This window comes from Mesorhizobium sp. B264B1B, from assembly GCF_020165765.1.
Classification (GTDB): Bacteria; Pseudomonadota; Alphaproteobacteria; order Rhizobiales; family Rhizobiaceae; genus Mesorhizobium.
This window is the reverse complement of the sequence record NZ_JAIUIS010000005.1, coordinates 224,239-236,882: the sequence shown is the minus strand read 5'-3', so window position 1 is coordinate 236,882 and position 12,644 is coordinate 224,239. Positions and strand designations below refer to the sequence as shown.

Here is a 12,644-nt window from a genome sequence, read left to right as displayed (position 1 = left end):
CGTTTCGCTCACCGTCTTGTATGCAGTCGTGCCCTGCCCGGCCCAAAGGTCTCGAACAGCCGCAAGATCTCGTCGTCACTGGCGAGCGATGAGATGCGGGCGAAGCAGGCGTCCCTTGCAGGCCCCAGATCCTGTGGCCGAGCGATCAGCCTCGCGACCGCGCGTGCGATGTCTTGCGGATCGTCGGGGTTGAAATCGAAAGCGGCCCCCTCGGGCATGTAGTACCTCGTGCCGCTGTCTCGCGACATCAGCACGGCACATCCCGCCCAGGCCGCCTCGATGGGAGACACCGCCGCGGGTTCAGCCCGCGAGGGCAGTATCAAGAGATCATGAACGGAGAAGACCGAGATCATGTCGTCATGCGCAATGTTGTTTTGAAACCGAAGCCTGTCCGCCACGCCAAGCGCCTGAGCCTCGCGCCGCAAGGCCTGACAGAAAGCCGTGTCGGCGTTCGTTGCCTCCTCGCCGCAGAATGTCAGGGAGAAGGGCATGGATGAAATCGCGGACAACGCCCTCAGAAGCAAACTGTGCCCCTTGCGCTCCCGGTATTTTGCCACCATCAGGATTCGAGGCGGCCACTGCAATGGCCTGCTTTCCAGGCCTTCAGTCCGGGCCGGCTCGAAAGGGCTCCCGAATGGCAGGGACATGGCATCGCCGAGCTTGGCCGGGCCAAGATTTGGCGAAAGCCGTGAGGTGAAATGCGGGATGCCTAGGCCATGAAAGACGGCTCTTCGAACCCATGTGCCACTCCATGCGCTGGGCTTGGCGTCCTCCTGGTCGTAGATGACCAGCCTGCGCCCTTGCAGAATTGAACAGAGTGCCGCGACCCTGCAAAACCATCGCGTCACTCCGCGGATGATCACCACGTCGGGGTCTTCGGCCTGCAAACGCTTCCAGTAGGAAAAGACGCCGGGAAAGGAAAAAGGCGAATTCGGAATGTTGCTCGAGCGCCGACGCATGATCATCCGGGACAGCGCGGATGGAGCCATCACGTTGGGAGAAACAAGAGCGTGATTCTCGGTGACGCTCGTTTCGACTACGTCGACCGCAACATGGTGCCCCGCCGAAGTCAAAATGCGAACCCAGGGTACCGCATTGGTGTGGTATCTTGGCAGGCAAAACAGGTATCTCAAAACATCAGCCTTCAGATATCTTCCGCCGGGCGGATCCGCTTTTTCAACAATAGATGCGAAACCACCATCATCGCTGCATAAACCGCCGCCGATACCAGCAAGCCGGCCCAGGCGATGCCTGAAATTCCGATCCATCCGGACAAAGCCAGGCAAAGCGGAACATAGATGGCGATCGCCAGCGCCGTGATTTTCAAAAGCGGCTTCGTCCCGGCCAGGACCTGGATCAACGGATTGAGATGCATTCCAGCCAGGCCGAAGCATTCTGAAGCGAACAGAATGGCAAAGAGCAGCGAAGCTTCGGCGTAGGCCGAACCGCCAGCCAGAAGGACGATGGGGTTTTGCAGCAGCACCCCCACGACTGCCATGCCGGTGGCAGCGCATGCCGAAACCACGGTGATGCGGGCGTTCAAGCGGTATAGACGAGAAGGAGGCTCTTGCCTGGACAGTTTCGCGATTTCGGGAAAGATCACCTGGTTCAAGGGACCGGTCAGCCGGGAAACCATCGTCGCCAGGCGCGATGCGAGCGAATAGGAGCCCGCGGCGACCTCTCCCAGCAGGCCCGCGACAAGGAACAATGCGAGATGCCGCCTGGCGCTCACAAGCGTCGAGAGCAGACTGGTCCCCGTGGCCATGGCAAGAAACGCCCAGAAGAAACGGCGTTTGGACCGGGAGCGAAGCGGGTTGAGCAGTTCGATGTGCTCCTGCCTGGCATAGAGCAGCATGCGAACGAACAGCGTCAGGTTGTAGAATGCGCCGACCGCTGCCAGCACGATTACATAATCCGGCAATGAGGCATCGAGGATCCAAAGGACGAGAGAGGCAACCACCACGGCAACCCCTTGCATGAGTTGATTGCCGGCAATGACGTCGTACCGGCCGTTCAGCCGAAGCACACCTTTCGGCGTACCCGAAAGACTCGCCAACAAGGTGAGGCTGTAGATAATCGCCAGAAGGCGATTATCCCGCGACACGCCAACAGCTTCTCCAAACAGCAAGATCCCGCCTATTGCCAGGACCGTGGCGAGAAGGGCGGCTGAAACATCGAGGGCAATTCCGCAAGATGCCGCCGGTCCCAGACGCAAAGGCGACCTCGCGCACAGCCTGATCACTAGCTGCCAGCTCTCGAACGTGCATAGGCCGGAAACGAACGCCACATAGGCCTGAATTACGGCGAGTGTGCCAAAATTCCCCGGACCCAGCGACCGTGCGTTGAGCGCCAGTGCAAGGATGGAGCACAACGCGGCCACTCCGCTTGCGGACGTCGTAAACGTAACGTCGCGGACAACCCGCCGCGCGCGCATCCATCCGGAAGGCTTGGCGACCGCCGTCACGTCCTCAGCCATTGTCTCGGCGCAAGGCCCGCGCCCCCTGCGGCATCACCTCGGCGGGGGCCGGTGGAAAACACTTCCGGTGCACATAAACCAAGCCAAAAATGAAAAGCGCAACGAGAACGGCTCGCTTGGCGGAGATGAAGGCGCCAAGCAGCTCCTTGCGCTGGATGTAGAATGTGAGATGGACGATGGCCACGATCAGCCCGGCCTTGAGCGTCGCGCTGCGCACATTGCGGATTATCACCTCGACGGCAACACACACGAGCGACAGAATGACAACGAGCAGCGGAAATCCGGCATACCCGAAATTGGCAAAGAACTCCGCCCAGATGTTTGCAGCGACGCCACCACTGTAACCCGGAAATAGGAACGGCTGAACCTGCTCGTTGTAGGTGCATCCGTCCTTGCCAAAGACCGTATCCGAGAACGGAAACAGAGAAAGAAGCACCAGCCAAAGATTCGAGCACGGCAAGGTGTAGTCATATTTCACGACCAGATCCAGGTGAGCCAATGTCACGAACTGCTCCAGCCCCACGAGAGCGGAATCGGACAATTGGTCGAATTGTATTTTCTGACCTACAAGTTCAAAATTTCCTGCTTTTATTGCTGCATATACTGCCTTGTACACTGCAAGAAAAAAGAATGCGCCAATTCCTCCAATTATGTATCTTTTCCTGATCAAAAGCAGGGAAATGTTCCTGTACCTTATGTACAAACAAGCTAAAATCGCGATGGCAACCGAAGAGCGATGCCCGATATAGAGCGTAAGCATCAGTCCCAGGCAGCTCAAGATGATGACCAGCCTGGATTTCTTCCACCCCGACAGGGCTCCGAACACCATGCCGATGATGCAGCTGTTGTAAAATACATACTGGATCCGCCCGGTAGATGACAAAACATCGGCCTTTGCGGCCGAAAAAAGTGCCGGATTTGCTATCGAAATCCCACCGAACACCACCAGCATCACAATTATTACGATCGACTCCCCCCGAACGTCGCCTTCGACTTCGAAATCTTGACGCCTTGGCATGAAGACCAGCATCGCGGCAGCAATGCAAGAAAGAGAAAGCGCAATGGCATATCCAGTGCCCGCGTGATATATGAAATCATACTTCCTTCTGCTGACATCAACATACTGAAATCCCCCGGTGACGAATGGCACAAAGTAGACCAAGCTCGACAAAAGCAACAACATTTGCGGCGTGAGCGCAAATGGCGAAACAAAATAATCTCGTTTGAGGTGCTTCACTTTCGTTCCATCGCCATCTGAATATTCGTATTGTTCTCACCCCTTAGCGGCCCAGGGACGATTTCTCCCACAGCAAGCCATACGAGTGCGCCATCCGCTCAAGCGAGAAATCCGCAGCGATGCGGTCGCGACATGCTTGCCGCCTGCTCGCCCAAGACCGGGTATCCTGAATTTCCGAAGCCATGATCTCGATGGAACGCGATAACGCGTCAGGGTTCCGCGGCGGAACGATCAATCCCGTGTTGCCGACAAGCATCGCGATGTCCCCGACGTCCGTTGCCACGCATGGCGTGCCGCATGCCATCGCCTCGGCAACCACGTTCGGAAAGGCTTCGCTGCTGGAGGCCAGCACATGAATGTCGAATGCATTCATCAAACCGGCAATGTCGTCGCTCGGCCCGAGAAGCTTCACCTTGTGGCGAACATCGTAGCGCTCCAACAGCACGGCAAGCGCAGTGTTTTCAGCCGTCATACCCGGGCCGGCAAGAACACATTTGAAGGGAAGGCTCTTGTGCATCGACAGCCTGGACAGGGCAGCGAAGAGATTCTGGTGGTCCTTGTCGGGATGCCAGCGAGCGACGTTTCCGATAACGAACTGGCCATCACCTATCGACCAATCCCGACGGAGCCGCGCGCGCGCCCGGTCGTCCGGCTCGAACACGGCCAGATCGTAGCCATTCGGTATGATCGTCCAGTTCGAGCTCGAATATCCTGCATGGATGTGGCACCGCGATGCATTTTGCGAGCAACTGACAATCCGAGCCGGGATGATACCGGATATGAGAGCGCATATCCTGTCCACTGTCCTGGTCGTAAAGGAGGCCGCCCGCGGATCCAGTCCGCAATTGTGCATCCCCCAAAGAACCGGGCTGATGCCGCCAAGCCGCGCCAGGACGCCTCCGACGAGGTTGGCGTGATACATCCAGCACTGAACCACGTCCGGCCGATAGGTCGAGAACACGCGCCTGAGCGAGGCGAGCCCCTTGAGACTCAACCTTCCCTTTGGCATCGCCAGGCAGGCGAGCGGTATTTTGGCCGCGCGAAGCAACGGGCCATATTTTCCGTCACCCGAAAGCGAGACGACAAAATGGGAATGGCTGCGCTCGGCCGTGCACAGGCGGTATAGCGCTGCCTCGGCGCCGCCGTTCTCAAGTCCGGTGATGACGTGCAGGATCTTAATACGACCGCTCCTTCCCCACGGCGTTCGTGGGATCGACACCCATCGCGAGCAGGTAGGCGTCGGCCACCTTTTCGACACTGAAATCCCGCGCCCGACGCCTGACGTCTGGAGGATCAGCTTCATCAAGGGCGGCCATCACTTCTGCCGCAAAACCCTGGGCATCTCCGACCGCGGCGAGACGCCCCCACTTGCCGTCCTCGAGTATCTCGGCCGGACCGCTTTCGCAGTTGGTGCTCACCACGTTGGTCCCGCAAGCCATTGCTTCGATGATCGTGTTTGGAAATCCCTCCCTGCGGGAGGATTGAAGAAACAACGCTGCCCGCCGCATCCACGGATACGGATTCTTCGAAAAGCCGACCAGAGCGACCGAAGAATTCAGCTCGAGTTCGTCGATCAGGGTTTGAAGCGATCCCCGCAGCGGTCCTTCCCCGACAATGGCCAATTTGACGGGTCTCTTCCTCGCAATCCGCGCGAAGCTGCTTATGAGCGTGGCATGGTCTTTTGCGAAATCAAGCCGCCCAACGGCCACCAACAAAACCCTGCCATCCTCGACCGCGAAAGGATGATCGAGCGGTTCATCCGCCTGCTCTTCAACATGTTTGATGTCCAGGGGATTGTAGATCGTTTTGACGGAATTCCGGTCGACCCCGATGCTCTGGGTCAGGTCTTCCGCGACGCCATGCGATACAGTGATGATCGTGCTGGCACGACCATAGGTCAGCCGCATGAGAAATGGCAGAAACTTCTCACGAACCAGCTTCGTATCCGCGACGGTCCTGGAAAGATTACTCCTTTCGGATATCACGATCGGTATCCGGCGGAGCGAGAGCATGGACGAGACGATGCCAACGATATTGGCATGGGGTAACGCCGTCAGCATCACCCGCGGCTGCTCCCGCCTCAAATACCGGATCAAAGCCAATACGGAAAACAGCAACCGCGAGGCTCGGAGGTCCTGTATCCTTATCGTCTTCGGAACCAAAGCGAGATACTCGCCCGTCGCACACCCAAGCACCAGATCGATCGGCAAGCCGCGCCGGCCAAATTCGCTGGCCAGGGTGAGCATTGCCCGCTCGGTGCCGCCAGCACGAAGAGAGGGAATGAAGATAGCAATCCGAGCTGCTGGGCTGCCTGGCGATCTCTTGTCTTGGCGCGTGCACGTCACTCGGTTCGCCACCTTTCCTGGCCGGTCACGGCGAAAGCTTTTTTGCTTGCGCCTGACCGTGCGCGATGAGCGATGCTCCACCCGGATACCGGGGAGACAGCCGTCGCACTCGGGTCCACGAAAGCGGAGAATATCTTCGGGTGATCAATGTCTTCGCCGAAAGACATAGGCGTAGGTTTCAGCCGCATCCTTCCCGATGAGAAGAGCCGAGAGACCTAGCCAGAGGCGCCAGACAAGGAAGGCCGGCACGAAAGCGTAGAAGTATGAACTCCTCCAGAACAGATGACGCTGGACGAGTTCCAGGCCATTTTGCGCTGCGATCCTTTCCACCTCGCTCGGCAGGCATCTGTCATAGAAGGCTGGGAAGCCGTCGTGCCCCCTGCCCTTGTCCGGATAGACCGCAAACAGCAGGCGACGCTTGATCGCCTCGGGCAAGACCCGATTGAGCCTGGCGAAAACGGCGTTGCGTGAAGGCGAGAAAATGGCGACCGTGCCGCCCGGCCTTACGCAGCTGGCAATGCCGCGAAATGCGCCTTCGCCGTCGCGGACGTGCTCCAGAGTGGCCTGGCATATGACCAGATCGGCATCTCCCATCCCCCTGAACGAAGTAAGGTCCGCCTCGATCCGCTCGTCATAGATCTCGCCCGGAGCCTTCGACAGTTCCTTGGCATCGCGGTCCACCCCGACGACAACCAGCCCCAGACGACGCTTCTCGGCTAGGCTTACAAGCGGCCTTGCTCCTCCGCCCAGATCATAGACCAGTGCGTTAGGTGTAAAGAGCACCGGTGCGATTTCCGCAGCAAAGGCGTGGTTGCCATCCACGCGCAGCCGTAGCGGCAAGGCTCGGTCCAGACATTCTGAGACCGCCACGTTCGTGCGAACAAAGCCCCGCAGCAACGACGCTATCCCGTCATCGATTTCGTGGACAAGACGTGACCTCCCCCCTACCTCCGCTCAAAATAGGCCTGGTACCATTCGACGAACCGCCCGACGCCCTCCGTCACGGACGTGCCGGGACGATAGCCGACCGCCGCCTGCAGCGCCGAAGTATCGGCAAAAGTGTCAGGCACGTCTCCGGCCTGCAGCGGCAAGAGCTCCACGATGGCCTTACGGCCAAGCGCGTTTTCAAGCGCCTCGACATAGGCGGTCAGCTTCACCGGGTTGTTGTTGCCGATGTTGAAAATGCGCCAAGGCGCGCTGCTCGTCGCAGGATCCGGATTATCGGAATCCCAGGCGGGGTTAGCCGCGGCGGGGCTGTCGCTGGCGCGGATCACGCCTTCGGCGATATCTTCGACATAGGTGAAGTCGCGTGTATGATTGCCGTTGTTGAACAGCTTGATCGGCTCGCCGGCCAGGATGTTCCTGGTGAACAGGAACAGCGCCATGTCGGGACGTCCCCAAGGGCCGTACACTGTGAAGAAACGCAAGCCCGTGGTCGGCAGCCCGAACAGGTGGCTGTAGCTGTGCGCCATCAGCTCGTTGGCGCGCTTGGTTGCGGCGTAGAACTGCAGCGGATGATCCGCCGGGCGATGCTCGGAAAACGGCATGTCGGTATTGGCGCCATAGACGCTCGACGTGCTGGCATAGGTCAGGTGGCCGACACGGCTGTTGCGGCAGGCCTCCAGCATGTTGGCGTAGGCGATAATGTTGCTCTCGACATAGGCGTGCGGGTTTTCAAGGCTGTAGCGGACGCCGGCCTGGGCGGCGAGATGGATCACCCTGTCGAAGGCGTGATCGGCAAAGCAGCCGTCCACCACGTTTCGCTCTGCGAGATTACCGTGGATGAAATGGTAGCCCGCATTGGTGTTGCGGCTTGCTTCGGCCAGAAGCCGCAGCCGCGCCTGCTTGATCTGCGGATCATAGTAGTCGTTGATGCTGTCTATGCCGACGACCTCGTCGCCGCGTTCGAGCAGCCGCCTGGCGACGTGATAGCCTATGAAGCCGGCAGCGCCGGTGACCAGAACCTTCATCAGAACCGCCCGTCCGTAACATCCCTGGGGAACAGACCCTTGATGTCGTAGACGACGCTAGGGTCCTTGCAAAGCGCCCGAAGACCGGCAACGCCCAGGGTGTGAAACTGCCCGTGCCCCACGGCGACGACAACGCCATCGTAACGCGCGGCGGGCATCTCTTTAACGCTCGTTACGCCAAAGGCGCGCGCGCATTCCTGCGCATCGACCCAAGGATCCCAGATATCGATGCCGGCATTGTACTGCCTCAGCTGCGCGACAATGTCGGCGACCTTGGAGTTTCTCAGGTCCGGACAGTTTTCCTTGAAGGCCGCGCCCATGACCAGAATCCGGCTGCCAACGACAGGTATGCCCTTGCGCATCATAAGGCGGGCCGTCTGGTCCGCTGCATGCCGGCCCATGCCGTCGTTGATGCGGCGACCGGCAAGAATCACCTCGGGATGATAGCCGAGTTCTTGAGCCTTGTGGGTCAGATAATAGGGATCGACGCCTATGCAGTGGCCGCCGACGAGACCAGGGCTGAAGCGCAGGAAATTCCATTTGGTGCCGGCCGCTTCCAGCACCTCCGACGTGTCGATGCCCAGTTTGCCGAAGATCAGCGACAATTCGTTCATCAGAGCGATGTTGAGGTCGCGTTGCGTGTTCTCGATGACCTTGGCTGCCTCGGCGACCGCGATGCTCGAGGCGCGGTGCGTGCCGGCGGGAACGATCGAGGCATAGAGCGCGTCGATGGCGTCCGCCACCTCCGGCGTGGAGCCGCTGGTCACCTTGACGATCGTCTGAAGCCGGTGCTCGCGGTCGCCGGGGTTGATGCGCTCAGGGCTGTAGCCCAGGAAGAAGTCTTCGTTGTAGCGCAGCCCCGAATGTTTCTCGATCAGCGGCGCACACACCTCTTGCGTACAGCCGGGATAGACGGTCGATTCAAAGATTACCACCGCACCGGGGGAGATCACCTCGCCGACCGTGGCGGACGCCATGACAAGGGGCTTCAGGTCCGGCCGGTTGGCCCTGTCGATCGGAGTGGGGACAGTGACGATGAAAACTCCGCAATCCCGCAGATCGACCTTGTCGCTGGTGAACCGCAGCCGCGTGGCGGCGTCGATTTCATCTCTGCTGGCCTCGAGCGTGTGATCCTCGCCACGCCTCAGCGCATCCACACGCGATTGGCTGATGTCGAAGCCGACGACGTCCCTGATCGCTCCGAGGGCCACCGCCAGCGGCAAACCCACATAGCCAAGCCCGATGACAGCTATTTTCCTGGAGCCGAGGTCCATTTGCTTCCTATCCGGCAAACCTTAATCAGCCACGGCCTCCGCTATCGCGCACCATGGCCGGTAATCATCGTCTTTATGGTTCTGAGGGTGATGAGAACATCAAGCCAAGGCGAGAAGTTCTTTATGTAGTAAAAATCGTAGTGTAATTTCTCCATCACATCGTCGACCGCCGCAACATGCCCCTGGTTTACTTGCGCCCACCCGCTCACACCTGGCCTGACGATGTGCCGGTAGCGATAGAACGGCAATTCCGCCTCATACCAGTGCGACAGGACGACAGCCTCGGGCCGTGGCCCGATCCAGCTCATTTCGCCGCGCAGGATGTTGATGGCCTGCGGCAGCTCGTCGATCCTGAACTTGCGTAAAAAACGCCCTATCCGGGTGATGCGATCGTCGTCACGTTTCGTGATCGCCTTGTCCTTGTCGCTGCCAATGCCGGCTTGCTGCCTCATCGAACGAAACTTGTAGACCGTGTAGATCCGGCCCCTGTAGCCAATGCGGGGCTGGCGAAACAGCACCGGGCCCTCCGAGTCCAGCCGGATCAGCAGCGCGATCAACACCACGAAAGGTGAAAGAGCCACGACCATGACAAGCGCGGAGATCCAGTCGATTGCCTGCTTGATCTTGAGATAGGCCTGGTTCGGATTGAGCGAGCCGAGCGTGTTTTCCGACAGGTGTTCGATCTCGACGCGGCCGGTCAGCGATTCGCTGACCTGCTTGACGTGGTAGACCGGCGTGCCCGAAAGGGCCCGGTCCGCGATGTATCGTTCCCATTCGGCGTCAAGGTCGGCCCGCAGATCGACAACCACGCCATTCGCCCGTTCGATGACGGTGCCAGGCGAAGTGATCCAGAACCAATGCACTCCCGGCAGTGTCCTTAGGCGCTCTACGTTCCCGCCGGGAATGACGACCAGCCGGTACGGTTCGAGATGCCGCGTTATGATGCTCAGGCCAAAATACCAGAGCGTGGACTGGGTGAAGCTGGCAGCCGCCTGAAACCGGCTGTACTCGAAACGAAAAAAGAAAATAGTCAGGAAAACAAGCCCGTAGGACAGCACAAATGTCGGCAGGATGTAGCTGGCAGCGGCCACGCCGGGGAAATTCCCGATACGCCGATAGGCAAGGAAGCCTGCTACATGCGCAATGACCGCGGCAGCGACGGTTACCTGGAGATTGGCGACGTAGACCGCATCGGGTTTGAAGGCGATCCGGATGAGGGCCGGCGCGACGATCGCGAACGTCAGTCCGCCAATAAGTTGAAAGCGAATTCTGAACAGGAAGTGCCGGCTTCCGACAAGAGTTGATGTTGCGACATTCAACTTCTTCCCCCCTCGAAGCTGCCATGTCGGCGATTGCCATTGCAATAATGCGCTTGGCTTGGCCGTTCATTCGCAAAGCGGAATCGGGCCTCTCGCTACTGGCTGTTCGACTCAGTCGAAGATCAAGAGCTACGACACTGTAACGATACCAGCAAGTATCTATTTACACTGTAGCAATCGGCAGGATTTTTTATCAATCGCGTCGCTGAATGCGGTTCAAAAGCTATCGCTAATAAATTGGCTTACTGCCCGCCATCGAGAATGTCTGGACGCATGAAGGTAAATGGATGTTCGTATCTCTGGTGACTGGCTGGCTGCTTGGCCAAGACCTCCCAGTCACATCCGTCCGACCTGGATGAACCAGGTTCTTCCCCGGAATGTCTCAGTGGATCGCTAGTTCAGTTGCGCTTCAGCAGCGACCAGACGGCGGGCACCAGGCTTGCGGCCAGGGCAACCTTGATCAGATCACCGACGATGAACGGCACGACCCCGAACTGCCAGGATTTTTCCGGACCGATGAGCATCGCCAGCCAGGCAAAACCCATGGCCATCATGACGAACTCGGCAACCAGCATCGCGTTGAAAAGCTTGATCGGATGGCGATCCCAGCCGCGATCGGCGGCCCAGCCGGCAATCGCCGCCATGACCACGAAGCCGGCGAGATAGCCGCCGGTCGAGCCGAGCATGTAGGCAATGCCAATTCCCTTTTCCGGCGTGCTCTGGAAGACCGGGAAGCCCATCGCGCCCTCGGCCATATAGAGCAGCAGGGTGGCGACGCCGAGCCGCAGGCCGAAAGCGGCCCCGATCAGCAGGACGGCGAGCGTCTGCATCGAAATATCGACTGGCCCCAGAACCACCTTGGTCTTGGCCGACAGGGTCAGGAGCAATGTCCCGGCTATCGCCAGGAAGAACTGCGTTGCCAGCCGCGCCGCGCCATCTTGCGGCAGAGCCAGAGAAACAAGCGGGCGCATCGTCGTTGCAGTTGCCATGGTCTTCCCCATCCGAGTGCCGCCATCCGATGATCGCGGTCTTGCGTTTTCCTATATTGGCTTGCGTGCTATGCGGCAATCGGTTTTGCCATTCCCGCAACAGGCATCGACACCGTCATGGCCCTCGAATTCGATACCAGCTTCGATCCCTGCTACGGCGGGGGCGTCAGCGTCGCGCCCGACGTGCAGCGCGTCACGGCCCGAAATCCAAGTCCCTTCACCTTTCACGGCACCAACAGCTACATCGTCGGACGCGATACGCTGGCAGTGATCGATCCGGGGCCGGATGACGAAGCTCACCTTCGCACCTTGCTCGACGTCATCGCCGGCAGGCCGGTCAGCCACATCTTCGTCAGCCACACGCATCGCGACCATTCCCCGCTGGCGGCACGGCTGAAGCAGGAGACCGGAGCCCAGGTGATGGCGGAAGGGCCGCACCGGCCGGCAAGGCCATTGCATATTGGCGAGATCAACGCGCTCGATGCCAGCGCCGATACCGCTTTCGTTCCCGATCTCGCGCTGCCGGACGGCGCGCTGGTCGCCGGCGACGGCTGGGCAATCCGCACGGTCCTGACCCCCGGCCATACCGCCAACCACGCGGCATTCGCGCTGGAGGGCACCGGCATCCTGTTTTCGGCCGACCACGTCATGGCGTGGGCGACCTCCATCGTCGCGCCGCCGGACGGGGCGATGGCGGACTACATGGCCTCGCTGGACCGGCTGATCGAACGCGGCGACCGCCTGCTGCTGCCCGGCCACGGCGGGCCGGTGACGGCACCGCGTGGCTTCATGCGCGGGTTGAAGACCCATCGCAAAATGCGCGAACGGGCCATATTTGAGCGGATCCGCGCGGGCGACCGCACGATCGCAGACATGGTCAAGGCGATCTACAGGGATACCGACCCGCGGCTGCATGGCGCCGCCGGGTTGTCGGTGCTTGCCCATCTGGAGGATCTGGTGGCGCGCGGCCTGGTCGCGACAGACGCCGCGCCGGCCATAGACGGCATTTTTAGGCCAGCCCCTTAGGCCCGAGC

At 59.8% G+C, this 12,644-nt stretch carries 11 protein-coding genes; 1 reads left to right on the top strand and 10 read right to left on the bottom strand.

What is annotated here, in order from left to right; all coding sequences use genetic code 11:
- Positions 1-8 precede the first annotated feature (8 nt).
- The 10 genes from LB547_RS12700 to LB547_RS12655 all read right to left on the bottom strand — a co-directional run bounded on the left by LB547_RS12700 (position 9) and on the right by LB547_RS12655 (position 11,610).
- Positions 9-647, bottom strand: coding sequence for a glycosyltransferase family 4 protein (locus LB547_RS12700; protein ID WP_224656117.1), 639 nt, complete (start codon positions 645-647; stop codon positions 9-11).
- Positions 648-1,144: 497 nt separating this feature from the next.
- Complete coding sequence (locus tag LB547_RS12695; RefSeq protein ID WP_140762668.1) at positions 1,145-2,476, bottom strand: lipopolysaccharide biosynthesis protein; 1,332 nt, start codon at positions 2,474-2,476, stop codon at positions 1,145-1,147.
- Positions 2,469-3,713, bottom strand: coding sequence for a hypothetical protein (locus LB547_RS12690; protein ID WP_140762671.1), 1,245 nt, complete (start codon positions 3,711-3,713; stop codon positions 2,469-2,471). The genes LB547_RS12695 and LB547_RS12690 overlap by 8 nt, the downstream gene beginning before the upstream one ends.
- A gap of 43 nt (positions 3,714-3,756) precedes the next feature.
- Positions 3,757-5,007: a glycosyltransferase gene (locus tag LB547_RS12685; protein ID WP_224655923.1), complete on the bottom strand. Its 1,251-nt coding sequence runs from the start codon at positions 5,005-5,007 to the stop codon at positions 3,757-3,759.
- Positions 4,889-6,058, bottom strand: a complete 1,170-nt coding sequence (locus LB547_RS12680) for a glycosyltransferase (RefSeq protein WP_224655924.1) — start codon at positions 6,056-6,058, stop codon at positions 4,889-4,891. The genes LB547_RS12685 and LB547_RS12680 overlap by 119 nt, the downstream gene beginning before the upstream one ends.
- Positions 6,059-6,202: 144 nt before the next feature.
- Positions 6,203-6,955, bottom strand: a complete 753-nt coding sequence (locus LB547_RS12675) for a class I SAM-dependent methyltransferase (RefSeq protein WP_181171718.1) — start codon at positions 6,953-6,955, stop codon at positions 6,203-6,205.
- A gap of 47 nt (positions 6,956-7,002) precedes the next feature.
- Positions 7,003-8,028, bottom strand: a complete 1,026-nt coding sequence (locus tag LB547_RS12670; protein ID WP_140520789.1) for an NAD-dependent epimerase — start codon at positions 8,026-8,028, stop codon at positions 7,003-7,005.
- Positions 8,028-9,302, bottom strand: coding sequence for a nucleotide sugar dehydrogenase (locus tag LB547_RS12665; RefSeq protein ID WP_140520790.1), 1,275 nt, complete (start codon positions 9,300-9,302; stop codon positions 8,028-8,030). Before LB547_RS12665 ends, LB547_RS12670 begins: the two co-directional genes overlap by 1 nt.
- Positions 9,303-9,343: 41 nt before the next feature.
- Positions 9,344-10,666, bottom strand: coding sequence for a sugar transferase (locus tag LB547_RS12660; RefSeq protein ID WP_140494900.1), 1,323 nt, complete (start codon positions 10,664-10,666; stop codon positions 9,344-9,346).
- A gap of 353 nt (positions 10,667-11,019) precedes the next feature.
- On the bottom strand, positions 11,020-11,610 hold the full coding sequence (locus LB547_RS12655) for a biotin transporter BioY (RefSeq protein ID WP_140494902.1): 591 nt from the start codon (positions 11,608-11,610) through the stop codon (positions 11,020-11,022).
- Positions 11,611-11,727: 117 nt separating this feature from the next.
- On the opposite strand from LB547_RS12655, the gene LB547_RS12650 reads away from it, so the two are divergent.
- A complete protein-coding gene (locus tag LB547_RS12650; protein ID WP_140494904.1) occupies positions 11,728-12,636 on the top strand; it encodes an MBL fold metallo-hydrolase in 909 nt (302 codons plus the stop codon).
- The last annotated feature ends 8 nt before the right edge of the window (positions 12,637-12,644 follow it).